The organism is Corallococcus sp. CA054B (assembly GCF_003611625.1).
Classification (GTDB): Bacteria; Myxococcota; Myxococcia; order Myxococcales; family Myxococcaceae; genus Corallococcus; species Corallococcus coralloides.
The window spans coordinates 1-20145 of record NZ_RAVY01000175.1 but is presented as its reverse complement, the minus strand read 5'-3'; the positions used below and the strand labels follow the sequence as shown (position 1 = coordinate 20145).

General features: G+C 69.0%; 19 protein-coding genes. 11 read left to right on the top strand and 8 right to left on the bottom strand.

The annotated features are described in order from the left end of the window. The 3 genes from D7V80_RS31635 to D7V80_RS31625 form a co-directional block, all read left to right on the top strand. Positions 1-1211 (top strand): efflux RND transporter periplasmic adaptor subunit (locus tag D7V80_RS31635; protein ID WP_370452570.1); only part of this gene is annotated, 1211 nt, incomplete at its 5' end. A gap of 27 nt (positions 1212-1238) precedes the next feature. After that, positions 1239-4373 (top strand): efflux RND transporter permease subunit, encoded by a 3135-nt coding sequence (locus tag D7V80_RS31630; RefSeq protein WP_120591666.1) that lies wholly within the window; start codon positions 1239-1241, stop codon positions 4371-4373. A gap of 19 nt (positions 4374-4392) precedes the next feature. After that, on the top strand, positions 4393-5184 hold the full coding sequence (locus tag D7V80_RS31625; protein ID WP_120591665.1) for an alpha/beta fold hydrolase: 792 nt from the start codon (positions 4393-4395) through the stop codon (positions 5182-5184). Between the two features lie 2 nt (positions 5185-5186). On the opposite strand, the gene D7V80_RS31620 is transcribed toward D7V80_RS31625, so the two are convergent. From D7V80_RS31620 to wecB, 3 genes are all read right to left on the bottom strand, one after another. After that, the gene (locus D7V80_RS31620; protein WP_120591670.1) at positions 5187-5735 is read right to left on the bottom strand and encodes a dihydrofolate reductase family protein; all 549 of its coding nucleotides are present in this window, start codon (positions 5733-5735) and stop codon (positions 5187-5189) included. A gap of 36 nt (positions 5736-5771) precedes the next feature. Then, entirely contained in the window at positions 5772-6746 is a 975-nt protein-coding gene (locus tag D7V80_RS31615; protein WP_120591664.1) for an RluA family pseudouridine synthase, read from the bottom strand. Between the two features lie 107 nt (positions 6747-6853). Further along, on the bottom strand, positions 6854-7975 hold the full coding sequence (wecB, locus tag D7V80_RS31610) for a non-hydrolyzing UDP-N-acetylglucosamine 2-epimerase (protein ID WP_120591669.1): 1122 nt from the start codon (positions 7973-7975) through the stop codon (positions 6854-6856). A 105-nt stretch (positions 7976-8080) separates the two neighbouring features. On the opposite strand from wecB, the gene kdsB reads away from it, so the two are divergent. After that, a complete protein-coding gene (gene kdsB, locus D7V80_RS31605; RefSeq protein WP_120591663.1) occupies positions 8081-8827 on the top strand; it encodes a 3-deoxy-manno-octulosonate cytidylyltransferase in 747 nt (248 codons plus the stop codon). Here the strand turns inward: kdsB and D7V80_RS31600 are convergent. Further along, on the bottom strand, positions 8820-9668 hold the full coding sequence (locus D7V80_RS31600; RefSeq protein ID WP_120591662.1) for an aldo/keto reductase: 849 nt from the start codon (positions 9666-9668) through the stop codon (positions 8820-8822). The genes kdsB and D7V80_RS31600 overlap by 8 nt on opposite strands. A 117-nt stretch (positions 9669-9785) precedes the next feature. Here D7V80_RS31600 and D7V80_RS31595 point away from each other — a divergent pair, with 117 nt between their 5' ends. From D7V80_RS31595 to D7V80_RS31570, 6 genes are all read left to right on the top strand, one after another. After that, positions 9786-11555, top strand: coding sequence for an ABC transporter ATP-binding protein (locus tag D7V80_RS31595; RefSeq protein ID WP_120591661.1), 1770 nt, complete (start codon positions 9786-9788; stop codon positions 11553-11555). Between the two features lie 329 nt (positions 11556-11884). Beyond that, the gene (locus tag D7V80_RS31590; protein ID WP_120562005.1) at positions 11885-12118 is read left to right on the top strand and encodes a hypothetical protein; all 234 of its coding nucleotides are present in this window, start codon (positions 11885-11887) and stop codon (positions 12116-12118) included. Between the two features lie 87 nt (positions 12119-12205). Then, complete coding sequence (locus tag D7V80_RS31585; RefSeq protein ID WP_120591660.1) at positions 12206-13858, top strand: CTP synthase; 1653 nt, start codon at positions 12206-12208, stop codon at positions 13856-13858. Further along, positions 13855-14691 carry a 3-deoxy-8-phosphooctulonate synthase gene (gene kdsA, locus D7V80_RS31580; RefSeq protein ID WP_014393885.1) on the top strand — a complete coding sequence of 279 codons (837 nt, stop codon included), beginning with the start codon at positions 13855-13857 and terminating at the stop codon, positions 14689-14691. Before D7V80_RS31585 ends, kdsA begins: the two co-directional genes overlap by 4 nt. 23 nt (positions 14692-14714) lie before the next feature. Beyond that, on the top strand, positions 14715-15290 hold the full coding sequence (locus tag D7V80_RS31575) for an HAD family hydrolase (protein WP_120591668.1): 576 nt from the start codon (positions 14715-14717) through the stop codon (positions 15288-15290). 44 nt (positions 15291-15334) lie between these two features. Then, complete coding sequence (locus D7V80_RS31570; RefSeq protein ID WP_043321054.1) at positions 15335-15964, top strand: response regulator; 630 nt, start codon at positions 15335-15337, stop codon at positions 15962-15964. Between the two features lie 123 nt (positions 15965-16087). Here the strand turns inward: D7V80_RS31570 and D7V80_RS31565 are convergent, their stop codons facing one another. Both D7V80_RS31565 and D7V80_RS31560 read right to left on the bottom strand, forming a co-directional pair. Beyond that, positions 16088-16537 (bottom strand): Hsp20/alpha crystallin family protein, encoded by a 450-nt coding sequence (locus tag D7V80_RS31565; protein ID WP_120591659.1) that lies wholly within the window; start codon positions 16535-16537, stop codon positions 16088-16090. 226 nt (positions 16538-16763) lie between these two features. After that, the gene (locus D7V80_RS31560) at positions 16764-16958 is read right to left on the bottom strand and encodes a CPXCG motif-containing cysteine-rich protein (protein WP_120591658.1); all 195 of its coding nucleotides are present in this window, start codon (positions 16956-16958) and stop codon (positions 16764-16766) included. 82 nt (positions 16959-17040) lie between these two features. Here D7V80_RS31560 and D7V80_RS31555 point away from each other — a divergent pair, with 82 nt between their 5' ends. Further along, positions 17041-17907, top strand: a complete 867-nt coding sequence (locus D7V80_RS31555) for a general secretion pathway protein GspE (protein WP_120591657.1) — start codon at positions 17041-17043, stop codon at positions 17905-17907. Between the two features lie 15 nt (positions 17908-17922). Here D7V80_RS31555 and serB read toward each other — a convergent pair whose 3' ends face one another. Both serB and D7V80_RS31545 read right to left on the bottom strand, forming a co-directional pair. Next, positions 17923-19119, bottom strand: coding sequence for a phosphoserine phosphatase SerB (serB, locus tag D7V80_RS31550; RefSeq protein ID WP_120591656.1), 1197 nt, complete (start codon positions 19117-19119; stop codon positions 17923-17925). Positions 19120-19219: 100 nt separating this feature from the next. Continuing rightward, a partial coding sequence (locus D7V80_RS31545) for a serine/threonine-protein kinase (protein WP_147447272.1) occupies positions 19220-20145 on the bottom strand: 926 nt, incomplete at its 5' end.

Sequence of the window (20145 nt, the reverse complement as noted above, 5' to 3'; positions counted from 1 at the left end):
CTTCCAGAAAGCCCCCCATGAACACCCCCGACACCGCCGCCGCTCCGACGTCCAGCGCCACTCCATCCCGCCGAGCCCCGGTCTGGATTGCCTTCGCGGGAGCAGGCCTGCTGGGCACCGGAGTGCTGCTCTACGCGCTGGCCCCCACGGACTCCGTCGCGGAGAGCGAGACGGCCATCAGCGGCCCCACCGTGAAGGGCGAGACGGTGCACCTGCCGGACGACGCGCCGCAATGGCACTACGTGCAGCTCGCCGTGGCCACCGAGGGCAGCGCCCTCACGCCGCTCCCCTCCCCCGCGCGAGTGCAGTTCGACGAGGCGCGCACCGCGTCCGTGGGGGCCCCGCTCGCGGGCCGGGTGGAAGAAGTCCGCGTGCGCCCCGGCGACCGGGTGAAGCAGGGTGACGACCTCTTCAGCGTGCGCTCCGGCGCCTTCGCGGAGCTCTTGCGGGAACAGCGCGGCGCCGAAGCCGAGCTCACGGAGAAGCGCCGCAACGCGGACCGCCTCAAGGAGCTGGTGGCCCTGCGAGCCGCCCCGGAGAAGGAGCTCCTCGCCGCGCAGACGGAGCTGCGTCAGGCCGAGCTCTCCCTGGAGGCCGCCAAGGCGAAGCAAGGCAGCCTCCGAGTGTCCTCCCGAGGCGAGAACCTCTTCTGGGTGACGGCGCCGCGCTCCGGCACGGTGGTGGACCTGGACCTGGTGGCCAGCCAGGAGGTGACGCCGGACCGGGACAAGCCGCTCGTGCGTCTCTCCGACCTGGATCAAGTGATGGTGGTCGCCGACCTCCAGGAGGCGGACGCGCTGGACATGTCCCCAGGCCAGGACGTCACGGTCACCACGCGAGACGGCATCGTCCGCGCCGGCAAGGTGGACCGGGTCTCCGAAGTGGTGGATCCGCTGCGGCACACCGTGGAGGTGCGCGTGCGCGTCCCCAACAACGACCGCCGCTTCCGCCCCAACGCTTTCGTGGAGGTGACGCCCACGGCGCCCGAAGGCGTCAAGCGCGTGCGGGTCCCGGACAGCGCGGTGGTGACGGACGGAGCGCGCTCGGTGGTCTTCGTCGCCCGTGACTCGAACCGCCTGGAGCGCGTCGCCGTGACGCCGGGCCGCCGCCGCGACGGAGAGGTGGAGCTGCGCGGAGGCCTCGCCTCTGGAGACCGGTTCGTCGCCCGGGGCGCGCTGCTCCTGGAGAACCAGATCGAGCTGGCGGACTGAAGCCCCCACGACGGAACGAAAGACGCCATGTTCGAAAAGCTCGTCGACTTCAGTCTGAAGAACCGCGCGGCGGTGGTGTTCCTCACGCTGCTCACCGCCATCTGGGGGTACTTCTGCTTCCGCGACCTCACCGTGGAAGCCTTCCCGGATCCCACGGACACCCAGGTCAACGTCATCACCCTCTACCCGGGCCAGCCGTCCGAAGAGGTGGAGCGCCAGATTGGCCTCCCGCTGGAGCGGGCCCTCAACGGCATCCCGGGCCTGACGCGCCTGCGCAACCTCTCCATGTTCGGCCTGTCGTTCGTGACGCTGAGCTTCAACGACAACACCGACGTGCTCTTCGCCCGGGCCCAGGTGCTGGAGCGCCTGCGCGACGCGGAGCTGCCCGAAGGCCTCACGTCCTCCCTGGGCCCGCTGGCCACGCCCATCGGGGAGATCTACCGCTACACCCTGAAGGGCGCGAAGGGCGACCCCATGAAGCTGCGCACCCTCCAGGACTGGGTGGTGCGGCCGGGCCTCTTGCGGGTGGACGGCGTCGCGGACGTCGTCAGCTACGGAGGCCTCCTCAAGGAGATCCACATCCAGCCAGACCCCGCGAGGCTCGCGGCGTTCGGCCTCACGCTGGACGACGTGGAAGACGCGCTGAAGGACGGCTCGGAGAACGCGAGCGGCGGCGTGCTGGAGCGAGGCTCCGAGCAGTTCGTCATCCGCAGCGAGGGCCTCTTCCGCTCGCTGGAAGACATCCGCGACGTGCGGGTGGCCACGCACGAAGGCACGCCCGTGTTCCTCAAGGACGTGGCGGACGTGAACGAGGGCTGGTCCCCCCGCCAGGGCGTGGTCAGCCGGGACGGCGACGGTGACGTGGTGCAGGGCATCGTGCTGATGCGCCGGGGAGAAAACCCCTCCGTGGTGCTCTCCCGCGTGCGTGACGCGGTGACCGCGGTGAACGGCCACCTCCAGGCGGACGACGCACAGATTGATCCGTTCTACGACCGCACGGACCTGGTGAACACGACGTTGCGCACGGTGGGCCACAACCTGCTGGAGGGCGCGCTGCTCGTCACGCTGGTCCTCTTCATCTTCCTCCTGGACCTGCGGGCCGCCATCGTCGTGGGCGTCCTGATTCCCCTCTCCCTGCTGGCGTCGTTCATCTACCTGAAGATGCGCGGCATGTCGGCGAACCTGCTGTCCATGGGCGCGGTGGACTTCGGCGTCATCGTGGACGGAGGCGTGGTCATCATCGAGAGCATCCTGGCGCGCATGTCCGGCCACCAGTTCGAGGGAGAAACCCCGCTCGAACGCATCCAACGCGCGACGAAGGCGGTGGTGCGCCCCACGGTGTTCTCGCTGCTCATCATCATCGCGGCGTACCTGCCCATCTTCATGTTGCAGCGGGTGGAGGGCCGCATCTTCGCGCCCATGGCGAACACGGTGGTGGCGGCGCTCCTGGGCGCGCTCGTCTTCTCCGTCACGCTCATCCCGGTGCTGGCGTCGTTCGTCTACCGCAAGCCGGTGAAGCACAAGGAATCACCGGTGCTGCGAGCGGCGGACAAGGCCTACGGCCCCGTGCTGACCTGGAGCCTCAAGCACCCGGCCACCGTGGTCGTGGTGTGCACGGCGGGCCTGCTCTTCGCGGGAGCGCTCGTCCCGCGCATGGGCAGCGAGTTCCTCCCGGCGCTCAACGAAGGCAGCCTCTACCTGACCTTCACCATGCCCTCGAACATCTCCCTGTCGGAGGGCCGCAAGCTGGTGCCGCGAATCGAAGGCCTGCTGCGCCAGGCCCCCCAGGTGGACGGAGTGCTCAGCCAGCTGGGCCGCCCGGAGGACGGCACCGACGCGAAGCTCACCAACAACCTGGAGTTCTTCGTGAAGCTCAAGCCACCCGCCGAGTGGCCCAAGAGCACGCCCAAGCTGGACGACGTGCTGGAGGTCCTCCAGCGCTCCGTGTCGGAAGTCCCGGGCATGGAGGTGAGCTTCAGCCAGCCCATCGGTGACAACGTGAACGAGAGCATCAGCGGCCAGCAGGGCCAGCTCGCGGTGAAGCTCTTCGGCGACGACCTCCAGGTGCTCCAGGAGTATTCGCAGAAGGTGAAGCGCACGCTGTCGAAGGTGGACGGCGTCGCGGACCTGGGCATCGTGAAGAGCGGTGAGGTGCCCAGCATCCAGGTGACCCCGGACCGGGTGGCGCTGGCCCGCCACGGCATGTCGCTGGGCGACTTCCAGCACGTCTTCCAGACGGCGGTGGGAGGCCGGCCGCTCAGCGAGTTCTGGGAGGGCGAGCGCCGCTTCGACGTGGTGATGCGCCTGCCCATGTCCAGCCGGGACGACGTGGAGAAGATCTCCCGCCTGCGCGTGCCCGTGGAGGGCGGCGTGCTCGTGCCGCTGAGCGAGCTGGCCAAGGTGCAGACAGGCTTCGGCCGGGCCTCCATCAACCGCGAGAACGGCCGGCGCTACATCGGCGTGCGCATGAACGTGCGAGGCCGGGACCTGGGCTCCTTCGTGAAGGACGCGCAGGCGCTGGTGGAGAAGGAAGCCGCGCCCCCCGCGGGAATCAGCGTCGAATGGGGCGGCGAGTTCGAGAGCAAGGAGCGCGCGATGGACCGGCTCCTCACCGTGCTGCCGGTGGCGCTGGTGCTCACGCTGCTCTTGCTCTTCAAGGCGTTCAACTCCTTCGGACGCGCGGTGGTGACGCTGCTCAACGTGCCCTTCGCGCTCATGGGAGGCGTGTTCGGCCTGTACTGGGCGGGCATGCCGCTGAGCGTGGCGGCGGCGGTGGGCTTCATCGCGCTCATCGGACAGGCGGCACTCAACGGCGTGCTGGTGATGAGCGCCATCGCGGAGCGGAGGGAGGCCGGAGAATCACTGGACGACGCCATCCTCCACGGCAGCCGCGAACGTCTGCGCCCGGTGTTGATGACCGCCGCGCTGGCGGCCCTGGGCCTGGTGCCGGCATGCCTGAGCAACGGCATCGGCTCGGAGATGCAGAAACCCCTGGCCATCGTCATCGTGTCCGGAACCATCTCCGCGTGCGCGCTGACGCTGGTGCTCCTGCCGGTGCTCTTCCGCATCTTCGCCCGCTTCACGGAGCAGGTCGTGGACCGGATGCCCGCGCAGCTGTTGCGCGTGGTGCCCGGAGCGAAGAATCTCCGCAAGGCAGGCTGATGGAAGTTCACGGAGTCCCATGGCGACCTGGATGCGTGGAGTTTGCGAAACGAATGGCATCAACCTCCACTACCTCCGGACCGGAGGCGCCTCCCCTCCCGTCGTGCTGCTCCATGGATTGATTGGAAGCGGAGCCTGCTGGACGCCCGTGGCGCGCGTGCTCGAAGGTGAATTCGATGTCGTCATGCCTGACGCCAGAGGGCACGGCGATTCGAGCACGCCGCCCCACGGCTACGGGTACGACGACCACGCAAGCGACGTCGTGGGCCTCATCCGAGGCCTGGAGCTCTCGCGTCCGGTCGTGATGGGGCACTCGATGGGCGGCATGACCGCCGCGGTGGTGGCGAGTCGAGGGACTCACCTCCGCGGCGTCGTCCTGGTGGACCCGACGTTCTTGAGCCCCGAGCGCCAACGCGAGGTGCACGCCAGCGACGTCGCCGAACAACACCGCCGGGCCCTCGGCTTGAGCAAGTCCGAACTCGTGGCACAGGCCCTGGCCCGGCAGCCGCATCGCTCGCCCGAGCTCATCGAGCTTCTCGCCGAGGCGAGGCTCAAGACCCACCTGGAACCCTTCAACGTCCTCACGCCGCCCAACCCCGACTATCGCGACGTGTTGAGCGCGATTGACGTCCCGGTCCTCCTCGTCATCGGGGACAGCCCCGTCGTCACGCTCGAGATGGCCATGGAGCTGCGGAGCCTCAACCCACGCGTGCGAATCGAACAGGTAAAGGACGCCGGCCACGGCCTCCCGTATGACCAACCCGAGCGCCTGGCGGAGGGGGTCGCGTCGTTCCTGCGTGAGCTGGCCTGACGCTACCTTCGCGGCTCATACCGCAGGGCCACCGCCCCCGAGGCGAGCTCCTGCCGGCCCACGAGCTTCAGGTCGACGTACTTCGAGAGCCCCGCGAACAACGTCGGCCCGTGGCCCGCGATCCGGGGATGCACCACGAACTCGTACTCGTCGATCAATCCAAGCTCCGCCAACGCCAGCGGGAGCTTCACGCCTCCCACGTACAGGCCCTTCCCCGGCTGACTCTTGAGCTGTTGAACCGCCTTCCCCAGCTCCCCACGCACGAGCTCCGCGTTCCAATCGACCCGGTCCAGGGTGCTGGACACGACGTACTTCTTCGCCGCGTTGATCATCTGGACGAAGGGGTCCGTCAAATCAGGCCCTTCTTTCGCCCCTGCCCGCGGCCGGAACGCGGCCTCCATCATTTCGTAAGTGACCCGGCCAAAGAGGAGGGCATCAGCACGCCCGAGGATCTCGGCCGTGTGACGATGCAAGCCCTCGTCCGCGGGACACGCACGATGATCACAGCACCCGTCCAACGTGACGTTGATGGAATACCGAAGAGGTCGCATTCCATGAGCGTACCGTCGGCCCACGGGCATCGTCACTCACCCGGCGATGAAGTCCTTCAAGTCATCGGGAAGCGGCGACGCGAAGGTGACGGTCTCCCCGGTCCCCGGATGCGGGAACGTGATGCGCTCCGCATGAAGCGCATGGCGCGGCAATCGCAGCCGGGCCCACGCCTCCGGCTCCAGCGAGTGCTTGCTGAACCGGTCGAAGTAACCCGGGTCCGGCCCGTACATCTTGTCGCCCACCAGAGGGAAACCCGCCTCGCGCAGGTGGACGCGGATCTGATGCTGCCGCCCCGTCTCCGGAAAGCAGCGCAGCAGCGCGAACGGCGCGTCGCCGTGCACGAAGCGCTGAAGCACCTGGAAGCGGGTCCGGCTGGGCTTGCCCACCACCGGGTCGATGCGCACGGCGATGCGGATCAGGTCCGTGCCCTCCGCGATGGGCGCATCCACGACGAAGGTGTCCTCGGAGGGCTGGCCCTCGCACAGCGCCAGGTACTCCTTGTGCACATCGCGTGACAGGAACAGTCCGCCCAGCACACGGCAGGACTCAGTGGTGCGGCCACACACCACCAGCCCGCTCGTCTCGCGGTCCAGCCGGTGCGCGGGCTCCGCGAAGCGCTCGCCGAAACGCTCGCGCAGCAGCGTCACCAGCGTGCCCTTGTGGTAGCGCGCGGTGGGGTGGATGGGCAGCCCCGCCGGCTTGTCCAGCACCAGCAGCCAGTCATCGGAGAAGACGACGGGCAGCTCCGTGGGCGTCACGGGCTCCTGGCTCGCGGGACGGCGGATGCGGAAGGTGAGCCCCGGGTACACGGGCGTGGAGGGCTTGAGCCGGTACTCGTCGCAGAGGACGCCGCGCAGGATGATGCCGCGCACGCGCTCCAGGTCCATGCGGCGGATCTTCTCGCAGAGGTACCGGTCCAGCCGCCACCCCGCGTAGTTCGGCTCCACGACGAACGGGATGTCGACGTAGCCGTCGGGCACGGCCGGAGCGCTCTCGGAGTCTTCACGCATGGCGGACCCGACGCTCTACCACGCTTTGAAACACGAAGGCCGCCTGAGCCCCCGCGCACGAAGACGCGAGCACCCGGCGGCCTGATTGCTTCACGAAACGCGTCGGCTCACCCGAAGGCGCGCTTCGTCTCCACGCCCAGGAAGCGCGCGTACAGGTCCGCGATGCGCTCGCCCGTGCGGCCGTCCCACAGCTCCGGCACGCGGCCCTTCTTGAAGTCGCCGGACAGCACGCGGTTCGCGGCCTCGCGGATGCGCGCGGGGTCGGTGCCCACCACCTCGTTGGAGCCGACCTCCACGGTGATGGGGCGCTCGGTCTGCTCGCGCATGGTGAGGCACGGCACGTTCAGCGCGGTGGTCTCCTCCTGCAAGCCGCCCGAGTCCGTCATCACCAGCTTCGCCTGCGACGTGACGGACAGGAACTCCAGGTAGCCCATGGGGTCCACCAGCTTGAGCCCCGGCGTCTGCTCCAGCTTGGGGCCCAGACCCTGCTCGGCGATCATCTTGCGCGTGCGCGGGTGCACCGGGAACACGACGGGCAGTTCCTTCGCCACGTCCATCAGCACGCCCAGGAGGCCCGCCAGCAGCTTCGGGTTGTCCACGTTGGACGGACGGTGCAGCGTCGCCACCACGTAGCCCTTGGGCGTCAGGCCCAGGGTCTTCAGCGTGGGCAACTGGTCGGCCTTCTCCTTGGACGACAGGAGCGAGTCGATCATCACGTTGCCCACCAGGTGGATGTGCTTCGGGTCGATGCCCTCCTTCAAAAGATTCGCGTCCGCGTCGCGCGACGGCGTAAGCAGCAGGTCGGAGAGCCGGTCGGTGACGACGCGGTTGATCTCCTCCGGCTGGTGCCGCTCGAAGCTGCGCAGGCCCGCTTCCACGTGGGACAGCGGAATCGCCAGCTTGGACGTGACGAGCGCCGCGGCGATGGTGCTGTTCACGTCGCCCACCACGGAGACCAGGTCCGGCTTCTCCGCCAGGAAGACCTTCTCCATCTCCACCATCATCTTCGCCGTCTGCTCGGCATGGCTGCCGGAGCCGATGCCCAGGTGGATTTCGGGCGGAGGCAGGCCCAGGTCCGCGAAGAAGACGTCGCTCATCTTCGCGTCGTAGTGCTGGCCGGTGTGGATGACGAGCTGCCGCAGGGACGTACGCGCGGAGATGGCCCGGTGAATGGGTGCCACCTTCATGAAATTGGGACGCGCGCCAACGATGTGGATGACCTTCTTCATGTCGCCCTGGAAGCTAGGCATGGCGCCAGTTCTGGCCAGTGGTGGGAGCCAATCAGCCCCTCCCCAAGCGCGGCGGGACGTCCTGAATCTGATAGATGCCGCCCCATGCCCGCCTCCCGCACCGTGGCCGTCATCCCCGCCCGCCATGCCAGCACCCGCTTCCCCGGCAAGCCGCTCGCCCTCATCGCCGGCCGTCCGATGATCGAACACGTCTGGCGCCGCTGTCAGGAAGCCCGCGCCTTCGACGAGGTGTGGGTGGCCACGGACGACACGCGGATCCGCGACGTCGTGGAGGGCTTCGGAGGCAAGGCGGTGATGACCAGCCCCGCCTGCCCCACCGGCACGGACCGCATCGCGGAGGTCGCCCGCGCCCGCCCGGACGTGGAGGTGTGGGTGAACGTGCAGGGGGATGAGCCGCTCGTGGACCCCGCTGCCCTCAAGGTGCTCGCGGACCTCTTCCAGGACGAAAGCGTGCGCATGGGCACCCTGGTGCGTCCCCTGGAAACGGAGGAGGTGGACAACCCCAACGTGGTGAAGGCCGTGCTCGCCCTCAACGGCGACGCGCTCTACTTCAGCCGCGCCGCGGTGCCGCACGCCCGCGACCCCGGCGCACCCGTGCGCCGCTGGGCCCACCTGGGCCTCTATGGCTACCGGCGGGACACGCTGCTCCAGCTCGCTTCCTTCAGCCCCACCCCGCTGGAGGAGACGGAGAAGCTGGAGCAGCTGCGCGCCCTGGAGAACGGCCTGCGCATCCGCTGCGCCAGCGTGAACTGGCGCACCGTGGCGGTGGACGTGCCGGAGGACGTGGCCCGGGTCGAAGCCGTGATGCGCGAGCACGCCGCCGTCAGATGACCGGCAGCTCGTCCGGCTCGTCGCCCTTCGGGAAGGCCGCGTCGATTTGCTGGAGCTCCTCCTTCGTGAGCTTCAGCGAGGCGGCGCTCGCGTTGTCGCGCACGTGCGCCGCGTTGCTCGCCTTGGGGATGGCGAACACCGACGGCCGGCGCACCAGGAACTGGAGCGCCACCTGGAAGGGCGTCACGCCATGCGCCTTCGCGATGGACGCCAGCACCTTGCCGCCCGCGCTGCTTGGTGACGGGAACTGCCCGTTGCCGAAGGGGCTGTAGGCCACCACCGCCACGCCCTGCGCCTCGCACCACGGGATGACCGCGTGCTCGATGGCGCGCTCCTCCAGGTGATACAGCACCTGGTTGCACGCGATGCGCCCCTTGCCCGCGAGCGCCAGCACCTCCTCCAGGTCCTCCACCCCGAAGTTGCTCACACCCCAGGAGCGGATCTTCCCGGCCGCCACCAGCTCCTCGAAGGCCTCCACCGTGCCCTCCAGCGGGTGCGAACCGGGCCAGTGCAGCAGGTAGCAGTCCAGCCTGTCCGTGCGCAGCCGCTTCAGGGTGCGCTCACAGGCGGCCACCGCGCCCCTCCGCGTCGCGTTGGACGGCATCACCTTGGAGACGAGGTACACCTCCTCGCGCCGGCCCTCGATGGCCTTCGAGACCAGCTCCTCCTCCACCCTTCCCTGTCCGTAGAGCTCCGCGGTGTCCAGGTGCGTGAGCCCCAGGTCCAGTCCGGCGCGCAGGGCCCGGATGGCGGCTTCCGCGTCGTCGTCCTCCATCTGCCAGGTGCCCTGTCCGATGACGGGCACGGCCACTCCGGTGTTGCCAAAGACGCGCTTCTCCATTGGCCCCTCCTCGCGTGGAACGTGTCTTGGAATACCACCCAGGCCTCCCGCCTGCATCCCGGCCCTGCGGACGCCGTCCGGGCTGCACGCCCCGCGACAGTCCGGTAGGCTCCACCGGTGCCTTCCTCCGTCACCACTCCGACACCGCACCTCTCCTCCGGGGTCACCGCGCGCCGCCTGCTGGCGCTCGCCCGCCCCGAGCTGGGCACGCTGCTCGTCGCCACCGTCTTCCTGTTCATCAGCAGCGGCGCCAGCCTGGTCTACCCCCAGGGCGTCCGCATCCTCATCGACGAGGCGCTCAACGCGAAGAACCGCGGCCTCATCGACAAGGCCGCGCTCGTCATGCTGGCCGTCTTCCTGGTCCAGGGCGTGGCCACCGCCGTGCGCTTCTACCTCTTCACCAACGCCGGCGAGCGCGTGGTCATGCGCCTGCGCCAGGACTTCTTCCGGCGCCTCATGGACCAGGAGGTGGCCTTCTTCGACACGCGCCGCACCGGAGAGCTCACCAGCCGGCTCGCCTCCGACACCACCGTGCTCCAGAACACGGTGAGCGCGAACATCTCCCAGGGGCTGCGCAACGCCGTGCAGGCCCTGGGCGGCATCGTGCTGCTCTTCTACACCTCGCCCTCGCTCACCTTCCTCATGCTCGCCATCGTGCCCGTCGTCGCCGTGGGCGGCATGGTCTACGGCCGGCGCGTGCGCGGGCTGTCGCGCAACGTGCAGGACGCGCTCGCCAAGGCCAGCGAGGTCGCCGAGGAGAGCCTCTCCGGCATGCGCACCGTGCGCTCCTTCGCGGCGGAACCGTCGGAGGTGGCGCGCTACGGCAACGCCGTGAAGAACGCCTACGAGGTCGCCCGCAACCGCGCGCGCCAGTCCGCCGCCTTCATGGGAGGCGCCTCCAGCGCGGGCTACATCGCCGCGGTGGTGGTGTTCTGGTACGGCGGCCGGCTGGTGGTGGACGGCGAGCTCTCCGTGGGCGCCCTCACCTCGTTCCTCATCTACACGATGCTCGTGGCCGTCTCCCTGGGCTCCCTGGCGGACCTCTGGGCGGACTTCATGCGCGCCTCCGGCGCCGCCGAGCGCGTCTTCGAACTGATGGACCGCGCGCCCGCCATCCCCTCCAACGAGGGCGAGCGCCCCGCCACCGTCGAGGGCCGCGTGGAGCTGCGCGACGTGCACTTCGCCTACCCCACGCGCCCGGACGTGGCGGTGCTCCAGGGCATCGACCTCACCGTCAACGCTGGCGAGGTCGTCGCCGTGGTGGGCTCCTCCGGCGCCGGCAAGTCCACCCTCGCCGCCCTCCTGTCGCGCTTCTATGATCCGCTCCAGGGCGAGCTGCGCCTGGACGGCCGCCCCCTGAAGTCCCTGGACCCCAGCTGGCTGCGGGGCCACGTGGGCATGGTCGCCCAGGAGCCCCTGCTCTTCTCCTGCTCCATCGCGGACAACATCCGCTACGGCCGCCCGGACGCCACCGACGCGCAAGTGGAAGCCGCCGCGAAGGCCGCGAACGCGCACGACTTCATCCAGCGCTTCCCGGACGGCTACCGCACGGAGGTGGGCGAGCGCGGCGTGCAGCTGTCCGGCGGCCAGAAGCAGCGCGTGGCCATCGCGCGGGCCGTGCTCAAGGACCCGCGCATCCTCATCCTGGACGAAGCCACCTCCGCCCTGGATTCGGAGAGCGAGCACCTGGTGAAGGACGCCCTGGACCGGCTGATGCAGGGCCGCACCACGCTCATCATCGCCCACCGCCTGTCCACCGTGGCCAACGCCCAGCGCGTGCTGGTGATGGAGCACGGCCGCGTGGTGCAGAGCGGCACCCACTCCACCCTCATGACGCAGGACGGCTTGTACCGCCGGCTCGTGGAGCGCCAGGTCGTCGCAGCCTGAACGCTCGTTCCCCGGACGGGCTCCTCCCACCTCCCGCTCTTCGTGGCGGGAAAAGGGGGCGCGCATTATCTCTGCTGCCGCAAGAAAGGAGGTGATGCCTTGAACGACAGCAAGATCAAGGCGTCCACCTCCGTCGCGGTGGCCTGCTAACGCGGGTTGTCCCCGGCGGAAGTGACGCCTGCGGTAACGAGTCGCCCCCGCCTTTGCCGGCGGGGGCGACTTTTTTCGTCCCCCCTCCCTACCGGGAATGTCCTGTCCACCCACCGGTTCGTGGCCGCCGGGGGGAAGTGCCATCCACGACCGTCGGGGTCGCCTGCCGGAGAACTTCCGTGTCCATCACGCCGTGTCCCATCCCGCTGCCCTCCGCCCTCCGTGACGAGGAGACGGTCGATGACCAGCGCAACCTTTTTTGTCCCAACTACGACGCCTGCCTGCACCAGGTCGTGAAGAAAGGCTGGGACGGCTGGAGCTGCCGGGGGTGCGACCTGCGCCACTTCCGCGTCGGCCAGCCCACCGCCCAGCAGTTCGCCGTGGCCCGGCCAGGCGGTTGGGACGCGCAGTGAGGGGCTGAGCTCGCGGGTTGAGGCCAGCCGGCCGTCCGTGCGTCAGAGAATATTTGACGCACCCTGGCCCTCTTGGCAGGAAGGGACATGCGCTCCAAGAAAACCAAGTTCATCTTCGTGACGGGCGGCGTGGTCAGCTCGCTGGGGAAGGGACTGGCCTCCGCATCCATTGGCGCCCTCCTCGAGAACCGCGGGCTGGACATCACCCTCATCAAGCTGGATCCCTACATCAACGTGGATCCGGGCACGATGAGCCCCTTCCAGCACGGCGAGGTCTTCGTCACCGAGGACGGTGGCGAGACCGACATGGACCTGGGCCACTACGAGCGGTTCACCCACGCCCGGATGAGCCGCCTCAACAACTTCACCTCCGGCCGCATCTACAACGCGGTCATCACCAAGGAACGCCGGGGCGAGTACCTGGGCAAGACGGTCCAGGTGATTCCGCACATCACGGATGAGATCAAGGCCAGCATCCGCCAGGCCGCCCAGGACGTGGATGTCGTCATCGTGGAGGTCGGCGGAACGGTGGGCGACATCGAGTCCCTGCCCTTCCTCGAGGCCATCCGCCAGATGCGCTACGACGTGGGCAGCCAGAACGCCGTCTACATCCACCTGACGCTGCTGCCGTACATCGGCGCCGCGGGTGAGGTGAAGACCAAGCCCACGCAGCACTCGGTGATGAAGCTGCGCGAGATCGGCATCCAGCCGGACTTCCTCCTGTGCCGCACCGACCGGGAGATTTCGCGCGAGCTGAAGGACAAGATCGCCATGTTCTGCAACGTGGACAACGGCAACGTGTTCACGTCCCCGGACGTGCGCAGCATCTACGAACTGCCCCTGGAGCTGCACCGCCAGGGCCTGGATGAGCGGCTGGCGGAGGTGCTCAACATCTGGAGCCGCGCGCCCCACCTGGAGAAGTGGGAGACCATCGTCCGGAAGATCTACGAGCCCGCGCGCGGTGAGGTCACCGTCGCCATCGTGGGCAAGTACGTGAACCTCACGGAGAGCTACAAGAGCCTCAACGAGTCCCTGCTCCACGGCGGCATCGCCAACGACGTGCGCGTGAAGCTGCGCTTCGTGGACAGCCAGGACGTGGAGGCGCAGGGGCCGGAGAAGACGCTCGCGGGCGTGGACGCGGTGCTCGTGCCCGGCGGCTTCGGCGTGCGCGGCACCGAAGGGAAGATCGCCGCGGTCCGCTACGCGCGTGAGAACAAGCTCCCCTTCTTCGGCATCTGCCTGGGCCTCCAGATGGCCGTGGTGGAGTTCAGCCGCACCGTGCTGGGCCTGAAGGGCGCCAACAGCCTGGAGTTCGACGAGCACACCGCGCACCCCGTGGTGACGCTCATGGAGAGCCAGGTGAAGGTGCAGGACAAGGGCGGCACCATGCGCCTGGGCAGCTACGCGTGCGCGCTCAAGTCCGGCAGCGTCGCGCACAAGCTCTACGGCCAGGAGTCCATCCAGGAGCGCCACCGCCACCGCTACGAGGTCAACAACGCCTACCGCGGCCGGCTCCAGGAGGCCGGGCTCGTCATCTCCGGCCACAACCCGGAGCTGAACCTGGTGGAGATGATTGAGCTCGCGGACCACCCGTACTTCGTGGGCTGCCAGTTCCACCCCGAGTTCAAGAGCAAGCCCTTCGCCCCCCACCCCCTGTTCTCCGGCTTCATCGGCGCGGCGCTCGCCCAGCGCGACGCCACCCGGACGCAGGGCCCCGCCGCCACCCCGGTGCGCTCATGAGCAACACCCCCTCCATCGAGCTGTGCGGCCACAAGGTCGGCCCCGGCCAGCGCCTCTTCGTCATCGCCGGCCCGGACAGCATCGAGTCCGAGGAGATGGCCCTGCGCCACGCCCACCTGCTCAAGGGCATCACGTCCCGGCTGGGCGTTCCGTATGCCTTCAAATGTTCCTATGACAAAGCCAACCGGACCAGCGGCAAGTCCTTCCGCGGCCCGGGTTTGAAGGAAGGTCTGAGAATCCTGGACCGTGTCCGTCGGGAGGTGGGAGTGCCCGTTCTCACGGACGTCCATGAAACCAGCCACGTCGGGCCTGCCGCTGAAGTCGTGGATATCATCCAGATACCGGCCTTCCTCTGCCGGCAGACGGACCTCGTGGAGGCCGTGGCCCGCTCGGGCAAGGGGGTGAACTTGAAGAAGGGACAGTTCGTCGCCCCCAAGGACATCGTCCACTCGGCGAAGAAGGCCGTGGAGGCGGGCAACCCCAACGTGCTCGTCACCGAGCGCGGCTCCTCCTTCGGCTACAACAACCTCGTCGTGGACATGCGCGGCTTCGCCCAGATGCGCGAGGCCGGCCTCGTGGTCTGCATGGACGCGACCCACGCCGTCCAGCTCCCCAGCTCCAGTGACGGAAAGACAGGCGGCGAGCGAAGATTCGTCTCACTGCTTGCTCGCAGCGCCGCCGCAGCCGGGATTGACGCTTTATTCACAGAAGTCCACGAAGACCCCGACCGTGCCCTGTGTGACGGTCCGTGCTCGCTCAATCCACAGATGTTCGAGGACGTGGTACGAGATGTGCTCAGCATCCGCCGCGCGCTGGGTCATGAAGCCAGTTGATGCATGCGAAAGGTGAGGAGGCCATGCCGACGGAAGCGCCTTCCAAACCGGGCAAGGAAGAGCTGACGTCCCGTGCGTCGCGCGTGCGGCTGCTCGTGTTCGACGTGGATGGCGTCCTCACCGACGGCGGGCTGTACTACGGCGACAACGGCGAGGTGATGAAGCGCTTCAACGTGAAGGACGGCCATGCGCTCGTCATGGCCCGGCTGGTGGGCCTGCCCGCCGCCATCCTCACCGCGCGCTCGTCCCGCATCGTCGAAGCGCGAGGCCGGGAATTGGGCCTCGCCGCCATCTTCCAGGGCCGCAAGGAGAAGGGTCCCGCCTTCCTTGAATTGCTCGCCCAACTCCAGATACCCGCGAGTCAGTGCGCGTACATGGGAGACGACCTGAACGACCTGGACCCCATGTCACTCTCAGGGCTTTCCGCCTGTCCGGCGGATGCTGTTCCTGAGGTGCGCCAGGAAGCGGACTTCGTTACGACGAACGTGGGCGGTCACGGAGCCGCCCGTGAGCTTGTGGAGCTGTGCCTCCGTGCCAGTGGCCGTTGGGAAGACGCCGAGGGTCTGATGAGAAGCACAGATAAACGCAGCACGTCGTAGGGTGGGTTGATCAAACCCCGCATTCAAGGTAGGTGTTTATTTCCATGGCTAGTGGAACGATGCAGTCCGAGGGGAGTACGGCGATGACGGACCAGCTCTACACGACGCACGACATCAGTCGGTTGCTTCAGGTGGACCCGTCGACGGTGAGCAAGTGGATTGACCGCGGCATCCTGATGGCCTTCCGGACTCCGGGCGGTCACCGCCGGGTGCGTTCGACGGACCTGCGCACCTTCCTGGTCACCCACCAGATGCCCGTGCCCGAGGAGCTGGGCAGCAGCACGGTGCGCCTGCTGGTCGTGGACGACGAGCGCCCGGTGCTGGACGCCATCAAGCGCGCGTTCAAGCCGCACGCGAACCAGGTGGAGCTTCAGACGACCACGAGCGGCGTGGAGGCGCTGCTGCTGGTGTCGGAGCAGAAGCCGCACGGAATGATCATCGACCTCAACATGCCGGACATCGACGGCATCGAGGTCTGCAAGCGCATCCGCGCGCGCAAGCAGATGGAAGGCGTGCGCCTCATCACCATGACGAGCAATCACACGCCCGACGTCGTGGAGCAGTCCAAGCAGGCCGGCGCGGTGGCGTGCCTGGCCAAGCCGCTGGACGTGACGCAGGTCATGGAGCTGTTCCGGGTGCCGCTGGCGCTCAACACCAGCGCTGCTCGCAAGTAACAGGGCGGGGGCTTCCGCCGGCCACCGCGGAAGCCCTCGGGTCGTACGGATGCTTGCGGGAGTCGCCGCGCCTCGCCGCAGCGAGGGCAGCGGCCTCCCTGATGGGGTGTTGATGCATGCGCATCAACCCTGGACCTTCACCTCGACGACGCGGGGCTTGGTCTCCTCGCGGCGCGGCAGGGTGAGGGTGAGCACGCCATTGTCGTAGCGGGCCTCCACGCGGGTCGCGTCCACCGTCTCCGGCAGGCGGAACTGGCGCGCGTACACGCCCGAGGCGCGCTCCTGGCGCCGCAGGGTGCTGCCCTCCGGCACGGTCTCGGCCTTGCGCTCGGAGCGCACGGTCAGCACCCCGTCCTCCACCTTCACCTGGATGGCCTTGGCGTCATGGCCCGGCAGGTCCACGCGCAGCGTGATGCCGGACTCGGCCTCCAGGATGTCCGCCGCGGGCGTGACGGTGCGCTCGGCGTCGTTGCGGACGCCCGGCGAGGCCAGCTCGCGGAAGAGGAAGTCGAAGTCGCGCAGCAGCGGGTGGGTGACGGCGGCGTTGTTGAAGGGATGGCGGCTGTTCAGCATGGTCGTCTCCTGTTCGTGACGTCCGTCTGGACGCACGTCGTGCGGGTTCACGGTCGTTGTTGAATTGGCGTCCGGGGCCCCGCTTTTCGGGGGTGCCCGGCAGCGCCTCACAAGACTCAAGAGAACCATGCTTCGGGACGTGTCAAGCAACGCCCCCGCGCGTCCTGGAGCCCCCGCGAAAGGCCCTCGCGCCTGCCCGCCTGCCCTCCTGGCGGGGTGGCCAGGCTCAGTCGTCGTCGCGGCCCAGGGTGACGGCGGCGCCGTCCTCGCCCCGGGTGACGCGCACCTGCCAGGGGCGGCAGCAGACCGGGCAGTCCTCCACGTAGGACTCGGAGGAGGCGCCCAGCGAGTCCACGTCGACTTCGACCTCCTCACCGCAGTAGGGGCACATCTGGGTGGCGGCGTCCGCGAATGGCTGCATGGTCCAAGCCTCCTTGCCCTCAAGGCATGTTCGGTGACGTGGACTGAGCGTCCGCGCCATCAGACGCTAGAATCCCCACCCCATGGCTCCCCCTTCCCGGAATCGCATCGCGGACATCCTCATCAAGGCGCGCGTCATCGACGAGCTGCAGCTGCGCAGTGCGCTCGCCTCGCTGGACCAGTGGGGCGGACGCGTGTCGCGCGTCGTCGCGGACCTGGGCCTGGCCTCCGAGGAGACCGTCACCCAGGCCATCTGCCAGGGCCTGGGAATGCCGCGCGTGCAGCTGGGCAACCTGACGAAGGACGCGGCGGCGCTCGCGCGCGTGGACGTGGGGCTCGCCGAGCAGAAGGGCATCTTCCCCGTGCAGCTCAAGGACAACGGGAAGACGCTGGTGCTGGCGATGTCCGACCCCACGGACCTGGCCACGTTGGACCAGGTCGCGGCGCGCAGCCGCGCCCGCGTGGTCCCCATGGTGGCGGGCGACCGTGAAATCGAGCACGCCATCCTGCGCCACTACCGCGGCCAGGAGCCGGTGGAGAAGAAGCGCTACAAGCCCGACACGGGCAAGCAGCAGCAGTCGTCGGATGAGTTCCCGGAGGAGGAGGAGTTCAAGGTCGTGGACATGAGCGGCAAGACGGTCGTGAAGCGCATCAGCGACATCGTCGACCCGAACGCCGCGCCGCCGCCTCCCGCCGCTCCGGCCCCCGCCGCGCGCGCGGCCCCCGCGGCCGCTCCGGCGAGCGCGGGCTCCAGCGCCTCGGACATCCTGGATGAAATCCTCGCGGGCGGCGCGCCCACCAACGAGTGGACGGAGGAGGACCTGGCCCGCCTGCAGACGGTGCAGCAGAACCAGGAGAAGAGCTCGAAAATCCTCCGCGCCCTGCTGGAGCTCGTCTTCGAGAAGGGCGCCGTGCAGCAGCGCGAGCTGGCCGCGCGCATGCGCGTCTGAGCCAGGCCGTCGTTGTCAGCCCACCTCGCGCAGCTCGCGCGCGGTGAGCCCCAGCAGCGTGAGGATGGTGTCCAGCCCGCCGGCGGAGATGGACGTGTCGGCGGCCTCGCGCAGCTTCGGCTTGGCGCGGAAGGCGATGCCCAGCCCCGCCTTCTCCAGCATCAGCAAGTCGTTGGCCCCGTCCCCCACGGCGATGACCTGCTCCAGCAGGATGCCCTCCTGCCGCGCCAGCGTCTCCAGCAGCTCCGCCTTGCGGCGCGCGTTGACGATGGTGCCCACGGTGCGGCCAGTGAGCTTCCCGTCCTGGACCTCCAGCGCGTTGGAGTACGCGAAGTCGATGCCCAGCCGCTTCTGGAGCGCTTCGGCCGCCACGGAGAAGCCGCCGCTGATGACCGCGGTGCGGTAGCCCAGGCGCCGGAGCACTCGGATGAGCGTCTCCGCTCCTTCGGTGAGCGGCAGGTTCGCGGCCAGCTCGTGCAGCACGCGCGCGTCCAGCCCGGCGAGCAGCGCCACGCGCTGGCGCAGGGACTCGTCGTAGTCCATCTCCCCGTGCATCGCGCGCTCGGTGATGGCGGCCACCTTCGCGTGGACGCCATACGCGCGCGCCAGCTCGTCGATGACCTCGATGCGGATGAGCGTGGAGTCCATGTCCATCACCACCATCCGCTTGCCGCGCCGGTAGAGGCTCTCGCGCTGGAGGGCGACGTCGAACGTGGGGCTCGCCATGGACAGCGCCAGGAGCGCGCGCTTGAGCGCCGCCGTGTCGGCGTCCGGCGGCAGCGTGACGTGCAGCTCCACCGCCGCGAGCGGCGTCTCGCTCAGCCGGGTGATGCGCTCCACGCGCGCGTTGCCCGCCACCAGCTGTTGCGTCAGCGCATGCACGTCGTGCACGCCCAGCGCCTTGCCCACCGCGGTGACGACGTAGCGCAGCGGCTCCGGCCCCGGCTCCGCGGACGTGACGGCCGGAGGCACCGCGCGCACGTCCACCGTGACGCCCAGCTCCCGGGCCAGCGCGGGGAGCCCCTGGAGGGACTCGCCAGCCGGCAGGCGCACCCAGAGGGCCAGGGTGAGCAGGCCCTGCACCACCACCTGCTCCACGTCGAGCAGCTCCGCGCCCGCTCGCGCGAGCAGGCCGGTGAGGCGGGCGGTGGTGTCGGGGCCGTCCCTGCCGGTGACGGTGAGGAGGACGCTGTCAGAGGGGCGCGTGGACATGGGCGCGCCGCAGTCTGACAGGTCTTCGCGAGGACGGGCGAGCCCGTCCATGTGGCGACGGGCGAGCCTCGCTTTGGAGGCCCGCCTGCCTGGCCAACAACTACTCCTGCGGATCCGACGACAGGATGAGCGCGCCGCGGTCCAGGTACTCGCGCTCCGGGAAGGCCTTGTAGAAGTCCGCCAGCATCGCGTCCACGTCCGGGTAGCGCTGCTCGCGCCGGTCCTGCGTGGCCTTGTCGAAGAGCTGATCCAACCCGCTGGGCGCCTCCGGGTTCACCTCCGACGGCAGCGGCGAGCGGCGGCCCGGAATCTGACCGGTGAACATCTCGTAGAGCAGGATGCCCAGGGCGTACACGTCCGCGGCGGGACCCGCCTCCTGGACGCCCTTGTTCATCAGCTCCGGCGCCATGTAGACCATGCCGCCCGTGCCCACGAACACCTGGGGCATGCCCTTCGTCGCGTCCACCTCCACCACGCGGCTCATGCCGAAGTCGGCGAGCTTCGCGTTGCCGTACGCGTCGAAGAGGACGTTCTCCGGCTTGATGTTGTGGTGGGTGAGCCCCGCGGCGTGCGCGGCCTTCAGGCCGTACGCCAGCTGCAGGAAGGTGCGCAGCGCGTGCTGCACGTCGATGCCCTTGCCGCCCGCAGCCTCCAGCTTCTCCTTCAGGCTGCCGCGCATCAGCTCCACCACGAAGTAGGGCCGCGCCGAGTCCACGTTCTGGTCGAGGATCTGCACCACGCCCGGGTGGCGCACCTGCGCCTGCGCGCACAGCTCCTTCTTCAGGCGCTTGAGCACCTCACCGCGCTGCAGGAAGGAGAAGTAGCCGAAGATGTCCTTCAGCTCCTTGATGCAGATGTCCAGCCCCAGGGCGTTGTAGCGGCCCTTGAAGACCGTCCCCAGCGGCCCCGTGCCAATGGGGTCGAACTTCTGGTAGCGCAGGTCCAGGTCGCTGGCGCCCTTCGCGGCGGCCGCGGCGGCGGCGGCGTGGGGAACCGGGGCTGCGGGAGCGGAGGGCGTGGCGGGAG

Excerpts from the sequence above, each read along its gene's own strand:
- kdsA (WP_014393885.1), top strand. The coding sequence starts at position 13,855 with ATGAGCAACACCCCCTCCATCGAGCTGTGCGGCCACAAGGTCGGCCCC.
- D7V80_RS31575 (WP_120591668.1), top strand. The coding sequence starts at position 14,715 with ATGCCGACGGAAGCGCCTTCCAAACCGGGCAAGGAAGAGCTGACGTCC.
- D7V80_RS31615 (WP_120591664.1), bottom strand. The coding sequence starts at position 6,746 with ATGCGTGAAGACTCCGAGAGCGCTCCGGCCGTGCCCGACGGCTACGTC.
- kdsB (WP_120591663.1), top strand. The coding sequence starts at position 8,081 with ATGCCCGCCTCCCGCACCGTGGCCGTCATCCCCGCCCGCCATGCCAGC.
- D7V80_RS31585 (WP_120591660.1), top strand. The coding sequence starts at position 12,206 with ATGCGCTCCAAGAAAACCAAGTTCATCTTCGTGACGGGCGGCGTGGTC.
- wecB (WP_120591669.1), bottom strand. The coding sequence starts at position 7,975 with ATGAAGAAGGTCATCCACATCGTTGGCGCGCGTCCCAATTTCATGAAG.
- D7V80_RS31570 (WP_043321054.1), top strand. The coding sequence starts at position 15,335 with ATGGCTAGTGGAACGATGCAGTCCGAGGGGAGTACGGCGATGACGGAC.
- D7V80_RS31630 (WP_120591666.1), top strand. The coding sequence starts at position 1,239 with ATGTTCGAAAAGCTCGTCGACTTCAGTCTGAAGAACCGCGCGGCGGTG.
- D7V80_RS31565 (WP_120591659.1), bottom strand. The coding sequence starts at position 16,537 with ATGCTGAACAGCCGCCATCCCTTCAACAACGCCGCCGTCACCCACCCG.
- D7V80_RS31620 (WP_120591670.1), bottom strand. The coding sequence starts at position 5,735 with ATGCGACCTCTTCGGTATTCCATCAACGTCACGTTGGACGGGTGCTGT.
- serB (WP_120591656.1), bottom strand. The coding sequence starts at position 19,119 with ATGTCCACGCGCCCCTCTGACAGCGTCCTCCTCACCGTCACCGGCAGG.
- D7V80_RS31625 (WP_120591665.1), top strand. The coding sequence starts at position 4,393 with ATGGCGACCTGGATGCGTGGAGTTTGCGAAACGAATGGCATCAACCTC.
- D7V80_RS31600 (WP_120591662.1), bottom strand. The coding sequence starts at position 9,668 with ATGGAGAAGCGCGTCTTTGGCAACACCGGAGTGGCCGTGCCCGTCATC.
- D7V80_RS31560 (WP_120591658.1), bottom strand. The coding sequence starts at position 16,958 with ATGCAGCCATTCGCGGACGCCGCCACCCAGATGTGCCCCTACTGCGGT.
- D7V80_RS31555 (WP_120591657.1), top strand. The coding sequence starts at position 17,041 with ATGGCTCCCCCTTCCCGGAATCGCATCGCGGACATCCTCATCAAGGCG.